The 17,802-nt window shown below is 66.5% G+C and carries 18 protein-coding genes; 3 read left to right on the top strand and 15 right to left on the bottom strand.

From position 1 onward, the window contains the following. Nucleotides 1–33: 33 nt before the first annotated feature. Nucleotides 34–999, top strand: a complete 966-nt coding sequence (locus tag FQV39_RS12355; RefSeq protein WP_149130559.1) for a homoserine kinase — start codon at nt 34–36, stop codon at nt 997–999. Then, nucleotides 996–1,442 carry a ribonuclease HI gene (gene rnhA, locus FQV39_RS12350; protein ID WP_149130558.1) on the top strand — a complete coding sequence of 149 codons (447 nt, stop codon included), beginning with the start codon at nt 996–998 and terminating at the stop codon, nt 1,440–1,442. The genes FQV39_RS12355 and rnhA overlap by 4 nt, the downstream gene beginning before the upstream one ends. 19 nt (nt 1,443–1,461) lie before the next feature. On the opposite strand, the gene FQV39_RS12345 is transcribed toward rnhA, so the two are convergent. From FQV39_RS12345 to FQV39_RS12330, 4 genes are all read right to left on the bottom strand, one after another. Beyond that, nucleotides 1,462–2,484: an LLM class flavin-dependent oxidoreductase gene (locus tag FQV39_RS12345; protein WP_149133811.1), complete on the bottom strand. Its 1,023-nt coding sequence runs from the start codon at nt 2,482–2,484 to the stop codon at nt 1,462–1,464. Nucleotides 2,485–2,681: 197 nt separating this feature from the next. Then, nucleotides 2,682–3,131: a GNAT family N-acetyltransferase gene (locus tag FQV39_RS12340; RefSeq protein ID WP_149130557.1), complete on the bottom strand. Its 450-nt coding sequence runs from the start codon at nt 3,129–3,131 to the stop codon at nt 2,682–2,684. A 152-nt stretch (nt 3,132–3,283) separates the two neighbouring features. Continuing rightward, nucleotides 3,284–3,769, bottom strand: coding sequence for a peroxiredoxin (locus FQV39_RS12335; protein WP_149130556.1), 486 nt, complete (start codon nt 3,767–3,769; stop codon nt 3,284–3,286). A 58-nt stretch (nt 3,770–3,827) separates the two neighbouring features. After that, the gene (locus FQV39_RS12330; protein WP_149130555.1) at nt 3,828–4,691 is read right to left on the bottom strand and encodes a protein-disulfide reductase DsbD domain-containing protein; all 864 of its coding nucleotides are present in this window, start codon (nt 4,689–4,691) and stop codon (nt 3,828–3,830) included. Between the two features lie 249 nt (nt 4,692–4,940). Here FQV39_RS12330 and FQV39_RS12325 point away from each other — a divergent pair, with 249 nt between their 5' ends. Further along, nucleotides 4,941–5,552 (top strand): YqgE/AlgH family protein, encoded by a 612-nt coding sequence (locus tag FQV39_RS12325; protein ID WP_149130554.1) that lies wholly within the window; start codon nt 4,941–4,943, stop codon nt 5,550–5,552. Between the two features lie 159 nt (nt 5,553–5,711). On the opposite strand, the gene FQV39_RS12320 is transcribed toward FQV39_RS12325, so the two are convergent. The 11 genes from FQV39_RS12320 to ctaD all read right to left on the bottom strand — a co-directional run bounded on the left by FQV39_RS12320 (nt 5,712) and on the right by ctaD (nt 17,794). Continuing rightward, nucleotides 5,712–8,654, bottom strand: a complete 2,943-nt coding sequence (locus FQV39_RS12320; protein ID WP_149130553.1) for an EAL domain-containing protein — start codon at nt 8,652–8,654, stop codon at nt 5,712–5,714. 77 nt (nt 8,655–8,731) lie between these two features. Further along, nucleotides 8,732–9,331 carry a GNAT family N-acetyltransferase gene (locus FQV39_RS12315; protein WP_149130552.1) on the bottom strand — a complete coding sequence of 200 codons (600 nt, stop codon included), beginning with the start codon at nt 9,329–9,331 and terminating at the stop codon, nt 8,732–8,734. A 6-nt stretch (nt 9,332–9,337) separates the two neighbouring features. Continuing rightward, nucleotides 9,338–10,651, bottom strand: a complete 1,314-nt coding sequence (locus FQV39_RS12310) for a M16 family metallopeptidase (RefSeq protein WP_248313397.1) — start codon at nt 10,649–10,651, stop codon at nt 9,338–9,340. 23 nt (nt 10,652–10,674) lie between these two features. Next, the gene (gene thrC, locus FQV39_RS12305; protein ID WP_149130551.1) at nt 10,675–12,090 is read right to left on the bottom strand and encodes a threonine synthase; all 1,416 of its coding nucleotides are present in this window, start codon (nt 12,088–12,090) and stop codon (nt 10,675–10,677) included. Nucleotides 12,091–12,161: 71 nt separating this feature from the next. Beyond that, nucleotides 12,162–12,926, bottom strand: coding sequence for an SURF1 family protein (locus tag FQV39_RS12300; protein ID WP_149130550.1), 765 nt, complete (start codon nt 12,924–12,926; stop codon nt 12,162–12,164). After that, nucleotides 12,923–13,297, bottom strand: a complete 375-nt coding sequence (locus tag FQV39_RS12295) for a DUF983 domain-containing protein (RefSeq protein WP_149130549.1) — start codon at nt 13,295–13,297, stop codon at nt 12,923–12,925. Before FQV39_RS12295 ends, FQV39_RS12300 begins: the two co-directional genes overlap by 4 nt. 78 nt (nt 13,298–13,375) lie before the next feature. Continuing rightward, nucleotides 13,376–14,239 (bottom strand): cytochrome c oxidase subunit 3, encoded by an 864-nt coding sequence (locus tag FQV39_RS12290; RefSeq protein ID WP_149130548.1) that lies wholly within the window; start codon nt 14,237–14,239, stop codon nt 13,376–13,378. Between the two features lie 53 nt (nt 14,240–14,292). Next, complete coding sequence (locus tag FQV39_RS12285; protein ID WP_149130547.1) at nt 14,293–14,904, bottom strand: cytochrome c oxidase assembly protein; 612 nt, start codon at nt 14,902–14,904, stop codon at nt 14,293–14,295. Continuing rightward, a complete protein-coding gene (locus FQV39_RS33140; RefSeq protein ID WP_187640258.1) occupies nt 14,904–15,077 on the bottom strand; it encodes a hypothetical protein in 174 nt (57 codons plus the stop codon). The genes FQV39_RS12285 and FQV39_RS33140 overlap by 1 nt, the downstream gene beginning before the upstream one ends. After that, nucleotides 15,074–16,018 (bottom strand): heme o synthase, encoded by a 945-nt coding sequence (locus FQV39_RS12280; RefSeq protein WP_149130546.1) that lies wholly within the window; start codon nt 16,016–16,018, stop codon nt 15,074–15,076. The genes FQV39_RS33140 and FQV39_RS12280 overlap by 4 nt, the downstream gene beginning before the upstream one ends. Before the next feature lie 150 nt (nt 16,019–16,168). Beyond that, complete coding sequence (gene ctaD, locus FQV39_RS12275) at nt 16,169–17,794, bottom strand: cytochrome c oxidase subunit I (protein WP_149130545.1); 1,626 nt, start codon at nt 17,792–17,794, stop codon at nt 16,169–16,171. Between the last annotated feature and the right edge of the window lie 8 nt (nt 17,795–17,802).

Here is a 17,802-nt window from a genome sequence, read left to right as displayed (position 1 = left end):
ATGCGATCAACCAACTAGCAAGAGAGCCTGATCTTGGCCGTCTATACCGAAGTGCCCGATGACGAGATGGCTGCCTTTGTGGCGCGCTATGGCATCGGCGATCTGCTTTCCGCCAAGGGTATCGCCGAAGGCGTCGAGAACTCGAACTACCTGCTGCACACCACCCAGGGCTCCTACATCCTCACCCTCTACGAGAAGCGGGTGAACCCGGACGACCTGCCGTTCTTCCTCGGGCTGATGCAGCACCTCGCCTCGCGTGGGCTGATCTGCCCGCAGCCGGTGAAGGACAGCCGCGGCGAGATGCTCGGTCGCCTCGCTGGGCGCCCCGCCGCGATCGTCACCTTTCTCGACGGGCTGTCGGTCCGCCGCCCCACCGCCGCCCATTGCCAGGAGCTCGGCCGCGGTCTCGCGCTGCTGCACGAGGCCGGGGCCGACTTCACGATGGAGCGGGTCAACGCACTCTCCGTGCCCGGCTGGCGTCCGCTCGCGCATCAGGCCGGCCCCGACGCCGACAAGGTCTCTCCGGGCCTCGCCCGCCGGATCATGGCGGAGATTGCGGTGCATGAGGCGAGCTGGCCCAAGGACCTGCCGCGCGGCGTGATCCATGCCGATCTCTTCCCCAACAATGTCTTCTTCATCGGCAGCCGGCTGTCAGGCCTGATCGACTTCTATTTCGCCTGCACCGACGCCTATGCCTATGATCTGGCGATCTGCCTGAATTCCTGGTGCTTCGAGGCCGACGGCTCGTTCAACCTGACCAAGGGACAGGCGCTGCTTGCCGGCTACGAGGCCGTCCGTCCGCTGAGTCTGGTGGAGATCGAGGCGCTGCCGCAGCTCTGCCGCGGTTCGGCTCTGCGCTTCCTGCTCACGCGCCTCGTCGACTGGCTCAACGTGCCGCCGGGCGCGCTGGTCAAGCCGCATGATCCGCTCGAATACGACCGCAAGCTTGCCTTCCACCAACGGGTGGTCGACGCCCGCGAATATGGGCTGAAGCGGTGAGCGATACTGTCGAAGTCTGGACCGACGGCGCTTGCTCGGGAAACCCTGGCCCCGGCGGTTGGGGTGCGATCCTCACCTATAACGGCGTCGAGAAGGAACTCTCCGGCGGCGAGGCGCAGACCACCAACAACCGCATGGAGCTGATGGCAGCGATATCGGCGCTGGAGGCGTTGAAGCGCCCCTGCACGGTCGCGCTGCACACCGACAGCCAGTATCTGCGCCAGGGCATCACCGGCTGGATCCATGGCTGGAAGAAAAATGGCTGGAAGACCGCCGACAGGAAGCCGGTCAAGAACGCCGAGCTCTGGCAGCGGCTAGAGACGGCGCTGGGGCGCCACAAGATCGAGTGGAAATGGGTCAAGGGCCACGCCGGCGATGAGATGAACGAGCGCGCCGACGCGCTCGCGCGGGCGGGGATGGCACCGTTCAAAGCGGGGCGGTAGCGGGCTCGGAAGATTGCCCTCAGCGCCAGCCGAGAGCCGGCGCGACATGCTTCAGGATCGCTTCGATCACATGGGCATTGTAGTCGACGCCGAGCTGGTTCGGCACGGTGAGCAATAGCGTATCGGCCTCGGCGATCGCCTCGTCCTTCGCCAGTTCCTTGATCAGCTTGTCCGGCTCGGCCGCATAGCTACGTCCGAAGATGGCGCGGGTGTTCTCGTCGATGAAGCCGATCTGGTCGTCGCTCTGGTTGCCGCGGCCGAAATAGGCGCGGTCGCGGTCGTCGACCAAGGCGAAGATGCTGCGGCTCACCGAGATGCGCGGCTGGCGCGCATGGCCCGCCTCCTTCCATGCCTCGCGATAGGCGCGAATCTGCTTTGCCTGCTGGATGTGGAAGGGCTCGCCCGTCTCGTCATCCTTCAGCGTCGAGCTCTGCAGGTTCATGCCGAGCTTTGCCGCCCAGGTGGCGGTCGCGTTGGAGCCGGCGCCCCACCAGATGCGCTCGCGCAATCCTTCGGAATGAGGTTCGAGCCGCAGCAGACCGGGCGGATTGGGGAACATCGGGCGCGGGTTGGGCTGTGCGAAGCCCTGGCCGCGCAGCATGTCGAGAAACACCTCGGCATGGCGCCGGCCCATATCGGCATCGCTCTGGCCCTCTGCCGGCTCGTAGCCGAAATAGCGCCAGCCATCGATCACCTGCTCGGGCGAGCCGCGGCTGATGCCGAGCTGGAGCCGTCCGCCGGCGATGAGGTCGGCCGCGCCCGCGTCTTCCGCCATGTAGAGCGGGTTCTCGTAGCGCATGTCGATCACGGCGGTGCCGATCTCGATGCGTTTCGTCTTGGCGCCGATCGCGGCGAGAAGCGGGAAGGGCGAGGCCAGTTGCCGGGCGAAATGATGGACGCGGACATAGGCGCCGTCCGCGCCGAGTTCCTCGGCGGCGACGGCGAGGTCGATCGACTGCAGCAAGGCATCGCCGGCCGAGCGCGTGCCGGATTGCGGCGAGGGCGCCCAATGGCCGAAGGAGAGAAAGCCGATCTTCTTCATGACGCGCCCGTCGCTGGATGCAGGCGCGAAACGCGCCTCGGAAAGGACGGCTTGATGGTCGCTGCAAGGCAGCTCGACCCAAGCCGTTCCCGTCATATAGGCGCTTGCGTGGTCGTTGCCGATTGCGCCGATGCACGCGGCACCGTGCATCAGCGCAGGCTGGAATGCATCAGGCCCTGCCGACGCGCATCCTCTCGCTACGCCAGAGGCTGGCGATAGACGATGAAGCCCGACTTGTCGGCGACCTTGTTGTAGAGCTCCTGTGCCTGCAGGTTCGACTCATGCGTCTGCCAGTAGACACGGAAGCAGTTCTTCGCGCGCGCCATCTCGTTCACGGCCTCGATCAGCTTGCGGCCGACACCCGTGCCGCGCGCTTCCGGCACCGTGAACAGGTCCTGCAGATAGCAGATGTTCCGTTCGCTCCAGGTCGTGCGGTGGATCACCCAGTTGGTGATGCCGAGCGCCTTGTCGCCCTGCAGCGCTATGAAGCCGCCCATCGGCTCCTGACCGCCGGTCAGCCTGTTGAAGGTGATCTCGTCGAGCTCCGGCGGCAGCGTCGCCTTGTAGAAGGTCAGATAGCCGTGCCAGAGCGGCGTCCAGGCAGCGCGGTCGGCAGCGGTGAGCGGGCGGATGATGATATCAGGCATGCAGGTCTCTCCTCCGCCGCAGAAGCTAGCCGGCAGTCCGGATCTTGTCTCATGACAAGCCGAAATCGGATCGATCACCGCAGGAAGGAAACACCATGCAAAAGCCCGTGCGAGAGGCTCGCACGGGCTCAATGACTAGCGGTTCGGAAAACTCAGAGCTGGCCGAGCATGGTCTCGGCGCCGGAGGCGTCGGCCTTGCCGGCCGCTTCCTCGACGTTGAGGGACTTCACGACGCCGTCTTCGACCAGCATCGAATAGCGGCGCGAGCGCGTACCCATGCCGAAGCCCGAGCCGTCCATCGACAGGCCGATCTCCTTGGCGAAATCGGCGTTGCCGTCCGAAAGGAACTCGATGACCCCGGCGCCGCCGGTCGCCTTCGACCAGGCGTCCAGAACGAAGACGTCGTTGGTGGAGGTCACCAGAATGGCGTCGACGCCCTTGGCCTTGATCTCGTCGGCCTTGGCCAGATAGCCGGGCAGATGGTTCTTGTGGCAGGTCGGCGTGAAGGCGCCTGGCACGGCGAAGAGCACGACCTTCCGGCCCTTGAACAGGTCGTCGCTCGTCCTGGCCGCCGGGCCATCGGCGGTCATAACGCGGAACGTCGCCTGCGGAAGCTTGTCACCCACCTGGATCGTCATTGCGTCTTTCTCCGTGAGACCTGCGGCCCAGAGATCGCTTAGGCCGCCCGCCTCCGAATTAGGGCTTGCCGGCGGGGATGTCGAGTTCGAGCCGCGTCTCGACGGGCTTGGGCGTCCCGCGAATGGTGAAGATCAGGGGAAAGGGGCCCGCAGCGCTCTTCGGGCGCTCGTTGATGCGGATCTGGGCAATGACCGTGCCGTCGCCCTGCGGCGTCAGCCGGGATTTGCCGAAGGACCATTGGCCGGGACCCTCGACGAAGATGTCCTGGATCTTGCCCTCTGGCGGGGCCTGCAGGATCAGACGCAATCCGGGATCGATGACGGTGTCGTCGAGCGTCGCGTCGAGGATGGCGGTCTTATCCTTGTGCGGGCCCGGCTTCACCGACACTGGAACGCGCGCCTCGAAACTCTCCAGCCGCGGCGATGTCACGGTCGTGACGCCTGGCTCGAGCCACAGGCTGGCCTCGCCCCTGGCGGGAATGCAGATCTTCTCGCAGACCGCATAATCAAGCTTGAGCACGATCATGACGGGCCGGGACGGATCGACCGGTTGGACCGAGATCGGAATCACGACCTCCCCGACATAACCGATGGAATAGCCGGCCGAATCCTGAAACCGCTCCGGAACGGGCCAGCGCACGTCGAGTCCGCCGATATTGGTCGAGCCCGACCAGTCGAAGCTCGGCGGCACGCCGAACTCGCCGGGGCTGCGCCAATAGGTCTTGTAGCCCGGCGACATGATGATCTCGACGCCGACGCGCTGCTTGCCTGTCGGCGTGGTCGGGCCGGCGATCAGTCGTAGCTTCGCATGCTCGCTCGTCGACCAGGGCGACATGGCGGCTTCGGTCGTTGCCTCCTGCGCATGCGCGGCAACGCCGAGCGCGAGGGGCGCCATGGCCAGCAGGGAAAGAACGCGGTTCACCACCCTGCCTTACCCATTGCGAAGCCGAAAAGCGAACAAAACCTGCGTCTCATGTCCTGTATTGGCCAGCCTCTCAAGACCCGTATCGTTGCGCAGGAATGGGGCGCAATCGCGATACAAAGGAAGAGGGCCGCACCACCACGCCCTGCCGGGGAGCGGGACCCTGATGTCGGATTTGTGCGAGGCCGGAGGCCGTTGGTTTACATCCAGCCTTGCCGAGACTCCCCGACAGCCTCTACCATATGGAGGATGAAGATCGGCTCACAACCCCGCCTCGGCGGCCGCAGCTATCTGGACGGGCAATGCCTTATCGCGATGCCCGGCATGGCCGACACGCGCTTCAGCCGCAGCGTCGTCTATGTCTGCGCGCATTCCGAGGACGGCGCCATGGGCATCATCGTGAACAAGCCCGCGGGCGACACCAGGTTTCCGGATCTGCTCGTTCAGCTCGACGTCATTCCGTCGGAGGAGATCATCCGGTTGCCGAGCCGCGCCGAGAAGATGCAGGTGCTGCGCGGCGGCCCGGTCGAGACCAAGCGCGGCTTCGTGCTGCATACGGCGGATTTCTTCCTTGAATCGGCAACGCTTCCCATCGATGACGGCATCTGCCTGACGGCGACGCTCGATATCCTGCGCGCCATCGCGATTGGCAGCGGACCGGAAAATGCCGTCCTCGCTCTCGGCTATGCCGGCTGGGCCGCCGGCCAGCTCGAGGCGGAGATCCAGTCGAATGGCTGGCTGCACTGTCCAGCCGATCCGGCTCTGCTGTTCGACGAGAGCGTCGAGACGAAATATCAGCGGGCGCTGAACAAGCTCGGCATCGAGCCTGCGTTCCTCTCCCGCGACGCCGGCCACGCCTGAGGGTCGGCGCTCGCCGGGGTGGAGGGCTTTCGCTCGGGTCGGTTTGCGCGACCGTCATTGCGAGCGAAGCGACGCAATCCAGGAGGACTGGGCTGAAGCGTTCCACCCAGTCCTCCTGGATTGCTTCGTCGCTCCGCTCCTCGCAATGACGGTGGAGGTTTAAGCCGCTTCCGTTGCCGCCGCAGCCGTCGCGCCCATCAGGCGTCGCGCCTCGGCCGCGGTCATCGGCTGGCCGAAGATGTAGCCCTGCGCGTATTGGCAGCCGATCTGGTAGAGCTCGATCGCATCGGACTCGCTCTCCGCGCCCTCGGCCACGACATCCATGCCGAGATCGGAGGCGAGTTGCACGATCGAGCGCAGGATCACCGGCGGGCGGCCATTGCCCATCTGCCGCACGAAGCTCTGGTCGATCTTGATCGTGTCGAAGGGGAAGCGCTGCAGATAAGACAGCGAGGAATAGCCCGTCCCGAAATCATCGAGGGAAAGACCGGCGCCGAGGTCGCGAATGCGCTGCAGCATCTGCGCGGCATATTCCGGGTTCTCCATCACCAGACTCTCGGTGATCTCGAGCTTGAGCGTGCCCGGCAGCACGCGCCGCCGCCCGAGCACGGTCTTCACGTCATGCAAGAGATCATGGCGCAGCAGCTGTCGGCTCGAGACATTGACGCTGGCGAAAATCGGCGGGTCGACTTCGAGTGCCGCCTGCCAGGCTTCGAGCTCGCGTGCCGTCTTGTCCATCACGTAGATGCCAAGATCGACGATCAGCCCGGTTTCCTCGGCGATGGCGAGGAAGTCCTGCGGCATCAGCCGGCCCTCGCGCGGATGGTCCCAACGCACCAGCGCCTCGAACCCGGCGATGGTGCGGTCCTCCAGCCGGACGATCGGCTGGTACATGACCTGGATCTCGTTGCGTTCGATCGCCCGGCGCAGGTCGCTTTCCAGCGCGAGCCTGTCATTGCGGTCGGTCCGCATCGCCGGAACGAAGACCTCGATCTTGTTGCCGCCCTGGCGCTTGGCATGGGCCATGGCGAGCTCGGCGTTCTTCAGCGCATCGTCCTTGCGCGCAGCCGGGGAGGGGTCGAACAGGGCGAGCCCGATCGAGGGGGTCAGCACGATCTCGCGCTCGGCATAGGTGATCGGCGTCGAGACGGCCCGACGCACCAGCTCGGCCAGTGCCAGGATGCGCTCGGGATCGCGCTCCGATACCAGGATCATCGCGAAGGTGTCGCCACCGATGCGGGCGAGCGTGTCCTGCGCTCTGAGCAGCCGGCCAAGACGCCGCGCCAACGTCAGCAGGATCGAGTCGCCGGCCGAGAAACCGACGGATTCATTGACCTGCTTGAAGCGATCGACATCGATGACGAGCACGGTCGGGCGGATATTGTCGTCGGCGCGGGTGAAGCCGAAGATCGCGCCAAGCCGATCCTGGAACAGCTTGCGGTTGGGCAATCCGGTCAGGTTGTCGTGGACGGCGTCGTGCAGCAGCCGCTCCTGGGCCGTGCGCTGCTCGGTGACGTCGGAGAGCGTGCCGATGACGCGGATGACCTCGCCATCGGAGCCGATGACGGGCCGCGCCTTGACGTTGAACCAGTGATAGGCGCCGTTGGCGGCGCGCAGGCGCAGGTCGAGATTGAGCTTGCCGCGGCGTTGCTCCAGCACGGCATCGAGCGTGACGCGGTAGCGGTCACGGTCGGCGACATGCATGTGCTCCAGCCAGCGCGCGGCCGAGCCTTCGAGCGCGCCCTTGGGCAGGCCGAGCAGCGTCTCGATCTGGGGCGAGACGAAGACCTTGTCGGAGCTGACGTCCCAGTCGAAGACGAGGTCGCCGGAGCCGGAAAGCGCCAGCGCCCGCCGCTCGGTGTCCGAGACCAGCCCCTGCGAGATGGCGCCGCCGGCGAAGGCGTGCTGGATCACGGTGAAGCCGATCAGCAGCACGATCAGCACGAGGCCGCCCAGCAGGGCCGGCGCCACCAGATCGCGCTGGAACTGCCCGGTCACGGTGAAGCTCGCTGCCGTGACCCAGACAGCGAGCAGGAACCAGGTCGGGATCAGCATCACCGCCCGCTCGTAGCCATGCGTCGCCAGATGCACGACGAGCACGAAGCCGACGGCGGCGACGGCGGCAATCGAGATGCGCGCGATGCCGGAAGCCATTGGCGCGTCGAAGACGGCCAGGCCGATCAGGCCGGCCAGGCCGATGATCCAGATCGCGGTGACATGGCCGTAGCGCACATGCCAGCGTGACAGGTTGAGATAGGCGAACAGGAAAACGAGGAGCGTCGCGGCGAGCACGACTTCCGCACCGGCCCGGTAGATGCGCTCGATCGCGGGCGTGAGCGGGAAAAGGCGCTGGAAGAACCCGAAATCGAGACCGGCATAGGCCAGCACCGCCCAGGCGAGCGCTGCGGCGGCCGGAAAGATCACCGCGCCCTTGACCACGAAGATGATGGTCAGGAACAGCGCGAGCAGGCCGGCGATGCCGATGATGATGCCTTTGTAGAGGGTCAGCCCGTTGGTCTTCTGGCGATAGGCTTCCGGCTCGAACAGATAGAGCTGCGGCAGGTTCGGCGATTTCAGCTCGGCCACGAAAGTGACGGTTGTGCCGGGGTCGAGCGTGATCAGGAAGACGTCGGCGTCGGGGCTGGCTTCACGATCCGGCGAGAGGCCCTGGCTCGCCGTCACCGCCTCGATGCGCTTGTCGCCGAGATCGGGCCAGACCACGCCGGAACCGATCAGGCGGTGGAAAGGCGCAACCAGCAGCCGGTCGATCTGCTCGTCGGAATCATTCGTCAGCGCGAAGACGATCCAGTCCGGCCTGGCGCCCGATTCGCGCGCCCTGACCGCGATGCGGCGGACGATGCCGTCCGGCCCCGGCGCGGTCGAGATCTGGATGACGTCGCCGTCGGACTTGTTGCGCTCGACGACATTGGTGAGATCGATCACCGGCACGTCGACCGGCACGCGCACCGCATCGACGGCGCTGGCCGGCGTCACGATCGCGAAACTGAACCATAAGGCAAGGCCGGCGACGGCGAGGCCGATCCGGAGGATGCGCTCGGAAATGGACAAGCTGTGCTCGGCTATCAGGCGGGAGACGATCATTCGAACTTGAACGAAAATCCCTACTGGCCGCTCATGGCAAGGGCAAGGCAAAGCGCGGCTGTGGTCAACCGCTGCCTTCACGGTTTCTCTCTGGGCAACGCGTCGCCCGAAAGCATGGCGTAGAGCAGATGGTCGGCCCAGGCGCCGTTGATCTTGAGATAGGCGCGCGCCTGCCCCTCGTACTGGAATCCGACCCGCTCCAGCAGGCGGCGCGACGGCTCGTTGTTCGGCAGGCAGGCGGCTTCGACCCGATGCAGCGCAAGCTCGGAAAAGGCGAAGCGCACCGCGCCGCGCACGGCCTCGGTCATGTGGCCCTTGCCGGCATGGCGCTTGCCCATCCAGTAGCCGAGCGTGCAGGCCTGGGCGACGCCGCGGCGGATCAGGCCGAGGGTCAGCCCGCCGAGCAGCGCCTCCGTATGGGCTTCGAAGATGAACAGCGAATAGGCTTCGTCGCTGGCGATCTCGCGCGCCGCCCGCTTGGCGCGCAGCCGGAACGAGGTCCGGGTCAGGTCGTCCTCGTTCCAGGTCGGCTCCCAGGGCGTCAGGAAGTCGCGGCTTTCGATGCGCAGCACGGCCCAGGCGGAGTAGTCGCTGGCCTGCGGCGCACGCAGATAGAGATTCGGCGTCCGGATCAGCGGGCGGCTCGGCGGCTCGCTCGGGAAACGGAAGAGCGCCATCGCCGTTCAGTCCGCTGCCCGGGCTGCCTGGCGCAGGCGCTTGGCTGCGGGAATGCCGTGGATCGGGCCGATCGCCGCGATGGTCGGCTGGTGGCCGAGCAGCGAGCGGCCTGCGGCGCGCACATCCTCCAGCGTCACCGCGTCGAGCCGGGCGGCGAGTTCCTCGCGCGGGATCGCCCGGCCGAAGATCAGCACCTGCCGTGCCATCTGCTCCAGCTTGCCGCCGGGGCTTTCGAGCGAGGCGAGCAGCCCGACCTTCATCTGCGCGCGGGCCCGCGCCACTTCGATCTCGCTGACATCCTCCGCCGCCTGGCGCAGGCAGGCGAGCGCGACCTCGATCAGCTCGTTTGCATCTTCCGGCGCGGTGCCGGCGCCGATGCCGAAGACGCCGCAATCGGAGAAGGGCCAGTGGAAGGCATCGATCGCATAGGCCAGGCCGCGCTGCTCGCGCACCTCCTGGAACAGCCGCGAAGACAGCCCGCCGCCCAGCACCGAAGCGAAGATCTGCAGGGGATAATGCGCGCCGCCGGTGAAGGGCTTGCCGGGCAGGCCGAGCACGAGATGCACCTGCTCCTCGTCGCTGCCGATGCGCGCCTCGCCGCCGCGATATTTACCAGGCTCGCGCTCCGGCATCTTGGCGGGGCGCGCAGGTAGCTTCGACAGATGCTCGCGAGCGAGCGCGACCAGCTCGTCATGGCTGACGGCGCCGGAGGCGGCGAGCACCATGTTGCCGGCATGGTAGTTGCGGGCCAGATAGGCCTGGATCGCCTCGGGCGTGAAGCTCTGCACCGTCTTGGCCGTGCCGAGGATCGGCCGGCCGATCGGCTGGTCGGGGAAGGCCGCCTGCAGGAAGCGGTCATAGACGAGGTCGTCGGGCGTGTCCTGAACGGCGGAGATCTCCTGCAGGATCACGCCCTTCTCGCGCTTCAGCTCCTCCTCGGTGAGGGCGGGCGAGGTGATGATGTCGGCGAGGATGTCGACGGCAAGCGCGAGATCGGTGCCGAGAACGCGGGCGGTGTAACAGGTGTATTCGACGCTGGTCGCGGCATTGAGATCGCCGCCGACGCCCTCGATCTCCTCGGCGATCTGGCGGGCGTTGCGCCGCGCCGTGCCCTTGAACGCCATGTGCTCGAGCAGATGGGCGAGGCCGTGCTCATGCGGCAGCTCGTCGCGCGAGCCCGCGCCGATCCAGATGCCGAGCGACACGGTAGCGGCATGGTCCATGCGCTGCGAGACGATGCGCAGGCCCGAGGGCAGGGCGGTCAGCGCGACGTCGGGGTCATGGGCGCCTTCAGGCCGCGCGGGCGCGGCGAGCTCGATGGCCTCGACCGGAGTAGTGGTGCTCACGCTGCCGCTCCGCGGACGGCGCGCGCATGCTCGCGCACGAAGCTTTCGACCTTGCCGAGATCGTTCGGCAGCAGCGTCAGCCGCTCCTTGCGCTCCATCAGGTCGGCGAGATGGGCGGGCAGCTCCGGCGCGACGCCGCTCGCAGCCTTCACGGCGGCCGGGAATTTGGCGGGATGGGCGGTGCCGAGCACGATCATCGGCGTCGCCGGATCGCGCTTGAGCGCCTGCCGTGCGGCGCCGACGCCGATCGCAGTATGCGGGTCGAGCAGATAGCCGGCCTCGCTCCAGCCCTTCTTGATCTCGGCGGCGACCTGTTCCTCGTTCTGCGAGGCGGCATCGAATTCGCCGCGGATGCGCTGAAGCGGTTCACCCGCGATCTCGAAGCGGCCGGACTGCTGCAGCGACTGCATCAGCCGGCGCACGGCGCCGCCGTCGCGGCCATGCGCCTCGAACAGCAGCCGCTCGAAATTCGAGGAGATCTGGATGTCCATCGAGGGCGAGGTCGTTGCCGCGACGCCGCGCATCTCGTAGACGCCGGTTTCGAGGGTCCGCGCCAGGATGTCGTTGCTGTTGGTCGCGATGATCAGCCGTTCGATCGGCAGGCCCATCTGCTTGGCGACCCAGCCAGCGAGGATGTCGCCGAAATTGCCGGTCGGGACGGTGAAGGTGACCTTGCGCCCCGGCCCGCCGAGCGAGACGGCCGAGGTGAAGTAGTAGACGACCTGCGCGGCGATGCGCGCCCAGTTGATCGAATTCACGCCCGACAGCCCGATCTCGTCGCGGAAGGCATGATGGTTGAACATCGCCTTCACGAGGTTCTGGCAGTCGTCGAAGGTGCCTTCGATCGCGATGGCGTGGACGTTCGGCGCATCGACCGTCGTCATCTGCCGGCGCTGCACGTCGGAGACGCGGCCCTGCGGGTAGAGGATGAAGACATCGACGCTCTTCAGCCCCTTGAAGGCGTCGATCGCGGCGCCGCCGGTGTCGCCGGACGTCGCACCGACGATGGTGGCGCGCTGGCCGCGCTGGCTGAGCACATGGTCCATCAGCCGGCCGAGCAGCTGCATCGCCACGTCCTTGAAGGCGAGCGTCGGGCCGTGGAAGAGCTCCAGCACGAAAAGGTTGTCGCCAATCTGCGTCAGCGGGCAGACGGCCGGATGGCGGAAGCCGGCATAGGCCTGGTGGATCATGCCGGAGAGCGCGCCGCTCTCGATGTCGCCGTCGCTCAATGTGCCGAGCACGCGCTCGGCCACGGCCGTATAGGGTTTCCCGGCGAAACCGGCGATCTCCGTCGTCGTGAGCGCGGGCCAGCTTTGTGGCAGATAGAGCCCGCCGTCACGGGCGAGCCCGGTCAGGAGCGCATCGGAAAAGCTGAGCGCCGGGGCTTCACCCCGGGTGGAGACATGCAGCACGATCTTGGCCTCGGTGATCTTCGCCTGATGCTATAGGCCGGTCCGGCGGTTTCGGCAAAACCTCAGCGACATCAGGCCGGTGCGGAACCTTTCCGCGCCTGCCAGACATAGGCCGCGAAGACGCTGAGCAGCGTCAGTGCGAGCCCGAACCAGGTCAGGGCGTATTGCAGGTGATTGTCGGGAATGCGCTCGATGAGCTCGCGCACATCGACGCCCGCCGGTGGCTTCATCCCGTCGCCCTCGCGCTCTGCTTCCAGATAGAACGGCGCCGGTGGCAGGCCGAGCGAGGCGGCGATCGCCGCGGGATCGCGGTTGTAGAATTCGCGGATCGCCGGCAGGTCTTCCGGCGTGAAGCTGTTGCGGGTCTCGGGCGCCCGCAGGAAGCCCGTGACCGTGTCGGCGCCGCTCGCCGGCCCGATCTGGCCCATGCGGCTCTCCGGTACGAAGCCGCGATTGACCAGGATGATGCCGCCATCCTCGAGCCTGAAGCCCTGGAACACCCAGCGGCCGAAGCCGGAGAGCTGCCGCGAGCCGGGCGGGCCGGCAGCGATCGTGGTGCGGACGCCGGCGACCGGCCCATCGACATAGCTGCCCTTGGCGGCGACGCGGGTGAGGTCGAGCGCCGCTGCGTCGAGCTTCGCCCATTCGGCGCTGGGCGGCATCGGAACGGGGGCTCCGGCGGCCTGCGCCTCCAGGCGCCCGATATAGGCGCGCTTCTCCTGCATGCGCTGGAGCTGCCAGGTTCCAAGGATACAGAGGATCACCGTGCCGACGATCGTAAGGATCGTCGGGAGGATCAGCCCAGGTTTGCGTTTGAGCGCGGTCTGCGCGGTCACTTCGCCCGCCTGCCTTCCTCGGCCTTGTTGGCGTATTGCAGCGCGACCGCCAGCCCCTTCATCGGCCTGAGCAGCGCAAGGCAGATGACCAGTGTCAGCGGCAGCCACATCAGCAGGTGCAGCCAGATCGGCGGCTCATAGGCGATCTCGACATAGAGCGCCGCGCCCAGAACGATGAAGCCGGCGATCAGCATGATGAAGACGGCCGGCCCGTCGGCCGAGTCGGCGAATTTATAGTCCAGCCCGCAGGCGCTGCAGCGCGGCTTCAGCTTGAGGAAGCCGTCGAACAGCGCGCCCTCGCCGCAGCGTGGGCAACGCCCGGCCAGCCCCGTGGCGTAGGGGGAGGGAGGGGTGGGTTCAGAACCGGCCATCGTAGCCTCCGAAGCAGGAAAGGCGGCCTCGCGGCCGCCTTTCGTCAGACGAGAACCGCGAGGCGCGGCAATATGCGCTCAGTGCGCGGCGGCTGCGTGCGCGCCGGCGCCCCAGACATAGATCGAAGCGAACAGGAACAGCCAGACCACGTCGACGAAGTGCCAGTACCAGGCGGCGAACTCGAAGCCGAGATGCTGGTCGGGCTTGAAGTGGCCCAGATAGGACCGGTACAGGCACACGGCCAGGAAGATCGTGCCGATGATGACATGCGCGCCGTGGAAGCCGGTCGCCATGAAGAAGGTGGCGCCGTAGATGTTGCCCTTGAAGGCGAAGGCGGCGTGCGAATACTCGTAGGCCTGCGTGATCGTGAACAGGACGCCGAGGATCACGGTGAGCCACAGGCCCTGCTTCAGGCCGGCGCGGTCATTGTTGATCAGCGCATAGTGCGCCCAGGTCACGGTGGTGCCCGAGGTCAGCAGGATCAGCGTGTTGAGCAGCGGCAGATGCCAGGGATCGAAGGTCTCGATGCCCTTCGGCGGCCAGTGCCCGCCAGTGAAGTCGTAGCGGAGGTAGTTGATCTGCTCGCCGGCGAAGAGGCTGGCGTCGAAATAGGCCCAGAACCAGGCAACGAAGAACATCACCTCGGAGGCGATGAACATGATCATGCCGTAGCGGTGATGGAGCTGGACGACGCGGGTGTGGTGGCCTTCCTTCTCGGCCTCGCGGATGACGTCCATCCACCAGGCGAGCATGGTGTAGAGCACGCCGAGCAGGCCGGTGCCGAACACGAGCGGGCCGATATGCATGCCGCCAACCGGCAGCGCCTTCATCCACATCACGGCGCCGATCGCCATGATCGTCGCGCTGGCGGCGCCGACGAGCGGCCACGGGCTCGGATCGACGAGGTGGTAGTCGTGATGCTTCGTATGGGCCCCGGCCATCGTATTCAGTCTCCGCGTACGACGTCTTGTCCGCGCTTTTGCTCTAGCGCGTTCTACAGTTTCGAATTGCCCGCGTCACCCTTGACGGAGCCGGCCTTGTCCTCGGCGACGGGCTGGCCCGACTTCGAGGCGAAATAGGTATAGGACAATGTGATGGCGTGGACGCCGTCGAGCTCGCGATTCTGCGCGATTTCGGGGTCGATATAGAACACCACCGGCGCCTCGAAGCTCTCGCCGGGCTTCAGCGTATGCTCGGTGAAGCAGAAGCACTGGATCTTGACGAAATAGGCCGCCGCCTTGTCCGGCGCGACATTGTAGGTCGCGATGCCGGTCACCGTGCGGTCGGACCGATTCGTCATCTTGTAGAACACGGTCTGGGTCGCGCCGACGCGGACCTTGATCTCGGGGCTCTCCGCCTCGAACTTCCAGCCGAGCCCCGGCGCGACATTGGCGTCGAAGCGCACCGACATCGTCCGGTCGAGGATCTTGCCGGCGCCGGCCGTACCCACCATCGGCGTGCCGCCGAAGCCGGTGACCTTGCAGAACAGGTCGTAGAGCGGCACCGCCGCGAAGGAGGCGCCGAGCATGCCGAACGCGACACCGACGCAGATCAGTGCGGTGCGCGCCGGGTTGCCCTTGGGCTTCTGCGGGACGGGATTCGCCATCACAGTGGCCGGTTCAGGATCGCGGGGCCGGTCTTCACCAGCGTCACCACGAAGAAGAAGATCACGAGCCCGCCGAGCACCAGCGCGAGCGCGACGGAACGGCGGCGGCGGCGTGCCATGTCTTCCGGCGAGAATGGCGCCGGCGCGGGCTTCTGGGGGCGTTGCTCGCTCATCCGATCACCTTCGGCAGGGCCCACATCAGGCCGAGCCCGTTTTCGACGAGCAGAACCGCAAAGAGCAGGAAGAGATAGATGATCGAGAAGCCGAACAGCGACCAACAGGCCTTCACGGCGGGCTGACCCTCGGTGCGGCGCCAGACCTGGATCGCGAGCCAGATCATCGCGAGGCCGGTCGTCACCGAGACGGCCAGATAGATCAGGCCGCCGAAACCCATCAGCGCCGGCAGGACCGCGACGGGAGCCATGACCAGCGAATAGAGCACGATCTGCCGGCGGGTCGCGGCCGGGCCGGCGACATTCGGCATCATCGGGATGCCGGCGCGCTCGTAGTCGCCGGATTTGACCAGCGCCAGCGCCCAGAAATGCGGCGGCGTCCACAGGAAGATGATCGCGAACAGCACCAGCGAGTGCCAGCCGAAAGTACCGGTCACCACGGCCTCGCCGATCATCGGCGGAAAGGCGCCCGCGGCGCCGCCGATCACGATGTTCTGCGGCGTCCAGCGCTTCAGCCACATCGAATAGACGACGGCATAGAAGAAGATGGTGAAGGCCAGCATGAAGGCGGCCAGCGCATTGGTGATCAGGCCGAGCACCAGCACCGAGCCGACCGAGAGCGTCAGCCCGAAGGCGAGCGCCTCCGAGGGAAGGACGCGGCCGGCCGGGATCGGGCGCTTGGCCGTGCGGCTCATCAGCGCGTCGATGTCGGCGTCGTACCACATGTTGAGGCAGCCCGACGCGCCGGCGCCGACCGCGATCGCCATCAGCGCGGCAAGCCCGAGGACAGGGTGCACGGAGCCCGGCGCCGTCGCCATGCCGGTCAGCGCCGTCACCACGACGAGCGACATCACACGCGGCTTCAGCAGCGCGAAGAAGTCGCGCGCCTCGCCGGTGGAGGCGGTCAGGCCGTCGGTGCGGGTTTCGAACACAGCAGACATCAGTCGGTTCGTCTTCGTACTCTTGTGAGCGGCGCCAGCAGGCGCAGGGGTATTCGCGGCGATGAAGCGTGCCGCCCGTCTCCGGAACGCCTCGCAAGGCGCTTGGGGGAGGGGCGGCGGCGGGCCCCGAAAGGCCCGCCGCCTCTTGTCTCAGTGGTCCGAGCCGGTGATGCGCGGCAGCGTCTCGAACTGGTGGAAGGGCGGCGGCGAGGACAGGGTCCACTCCAGCGTCGTCGCGCCTTCGCCCCACGGATTGTCGCCGGCGAGCTGCTTCTTCGTGAAGGCGACGATGACGCCGTAGAAGAAGATCAGCAGGCCGAAGGCGAAGATGTAGGAGCCGATCGACGACCAGTAGTGCCAGCCGGCGAAGGCGTCCGGATAGTCCACATAGTGACGCGGCATGCCGGCCAGCCCGAGGAAGTGCTGCGGGAAGAACAGCAGGTTCGCACCGATGAAGGCGACCCAGAAGTGCAGCCGGCCGATCCAGTCCGGGATCACGTAGCCGCTCATCTTCGGGAACCAGTAGTAGAAGCCCGCGAAGATGCCGAACACGGCGCCGAGCGACAGCACGTAGTGGAAGTGCGCCACGACGTAGTAGGTCGCATGCAGCGAGCGGTCGACGCCGGCATTGGCCAGCACCACGCCGGTCACGCCGCCGACGGTGAACAGGAAGATGAAGCCCACCGCCCAGACCATCGGCGCGGTGAAGCGGATCGAGCCGCCCCACATCGTCGCGATCCAGGAGAAGATCTTGATGCCGGTCGGCACCGCGATGACCATCGTCGCGAACACGAAGTAGCGCTGCGTGTTGAGCGACAGGCCGGCGGTGTACATGTGGTGCGCCCACACGATGAAGCCGACGACGCCGATCGCGACCATGGCGTAGGCCATGCCGAGATAGCCGAAGATCGGCTTCTTCGAGAAGGTCGAGATGATGTGGCTGACGATGCCGAAGGCCGGCAGGATCATGATGTAGACTTCGGGGTGACCGAAGAACCAGAACAGGTGCTGGTACAGGATCGGATCGCCGCCGCCGGCCGGATCATAGAAGGTCGTGCCGAAATTGCGGTCCGTCAGCAGCATGGTGATCGCGCCGGCGAGGACCGGCAGCGAGAGCAGCAGCAGGAAGGCGGTGACCAGCACGCCCCAGGCGAACAGCGGCATCTTGTGCATGGTCATGCCAGGCGCGCGCATGTTCAGGATCGTGGTGATGAAGTTGATCGCGCCCAGGATCGAGGCTGCGCCCGCGAGGTGCAGCGACAGGATGCCGAAATCGACCGAGGGGCCGGGGTGGCCGGCGGTCGAGAACGGCGGGTAGACCGTCCAGCCCGTACCGACGCCGTGCGCGCCGGGCGCACCCTCGACGAACATCGAGATCACCATCAGCACGAAAGCCGCGACGGTGAGCCAGAACGAGATGTTGTTCATGCGCGGGAAGGCCATGTCCGGCGCGCCGATCATCAGCGGCACGAACCAGTTGCCGAAGCCGCCGATCACCGCGGGCATGACCATGAAGAAGATCATGATCAGGCCGTGGCCGGTGACGAACACGTTGTAGCTCTGGCCGTTCGCGAAGATCTGCACGCCGGGGTACTGCAGCTCGATGCGCATCATGATCGAGAGGAAGCCGCCGACGAGGCCCGCGATGATCGAGAAGATCAGGTAGAGCGTGCCGATGTCCTTGTGGTTGGTCGACAGAAGCCACCGGCGCCACCCGGTCGGGTGGTCGTGATGGGCCTCGTCATGGCCGTGAGCGTGCTGAGCCGCTGTTGCCATCGTGTTGT

Origin of the sequence: Bosea sp. F3-2, from assembly GCF_008253865.1 — a bacterium.
Classification (GTDB): Bacteria; Pseudomonadota; Alphaproteobacteria; order Rhizobiales; family Beijerinckiaceae; genus Allobosea.
Note: the sequence above shows the minus strand (reverse complement) of the source record. Positions and strands in the feature narration are given on the sequence as shown.

What these genes read in the sequence shown, in the direction of transcription:
- FQV39_RS12345 (WP_149133811.1), bottom strand. Translation starts at nt 2,484, where the DNA reads ATGAAGAAGATCGGCTTTCTCTCCTTCGGCCATTGGGCGCCCTCGCCG.
- FQV39_RS12340 (WP_149130557.1), bottom strand. Translation starts at nt 3,131, where the DNA reads ATGCCTGATATCATCATCCGCCCGCTCACCGCTGCCGACCGCGCTGCC.
- FQV39_RS12335 (WP_149130556.1), bottom strand. Translation starts at nt 3,769, where the DNA reads ATGACGATCCAGGTGGGTGACAAGCTTCCGCAGGCGACGTTCCGCGTT.
- FQV39_RS12325 (WP_149130554.1), top strand. Translation starts at nt 4,941, where the DNA reads ATGAAGATCGGCTCACAACCCCGCCTCGGCGGCCGCAGCTATCTGGAC.
- FQV39_RS12320 (WP_149130553.1), bottom strand. Translation starts at nt 8,654, where the DNA reads ATGATCGTCTCCCGCCTGATAGCCGAGCACAGCTTGTCCATTTCCGAG.
- FQV39_RS12315 (WP_149130552.1), bottom strand. Translation starts at nt 9,331, where the DNA reads ATGGCGCTCTTCCGTTTCCCGAGCGAGCCGCCGAGCCGCCCGCTGATC.
- FQV39_RS12295 (WP_149130549.1), bottom strand. Translation starts at nt 13,297, where the DNA reads ATGGCCGGTTCTGAACCCACCCCTCCCTCCCCCTACGCCACGGGGCTG.
- FQV39_RS12290 (WP_149130548.1), bottom strand. Translation starts at nt 14,239, where the DNA reads ATGGCCGGGGCCCATACGAAGCATCACGACTACCACCTCGTCGATCCG.
- FQV39_RS12285 (WP_149130547.1), bottom strand. Translation starts at nt 14,904, where the DNA reads ATGGCGAATCCCGTCCCGCAGAAGCCCAAGGGCAACCCGGCGCGCACC.
- FQV39_RS33140 (WP_187640258.1), bottom strand. Translation starts at nt 15,077, where the DNA reads ATGAGCGAGCAACGCCCCCAGAAGCCCGCGCCGGCGCCATTCTCGCCG.
- FQV39_RS12280 (WP_149130546.1), bottom strand. Translation starts at nt 16,018, where the DNA reads ATGTCTGCTGTGTTCGAAACCCGCACCGACGGCCTGACCGCCTCCACC.
- ctaD (WP_149130545.1), bottom strand. Translation starts at nt 17,794, where the DNA reads ATGGCAACAGCGGCTCAGCACGCTCACGGCCATGACGAGGCCCATCAC.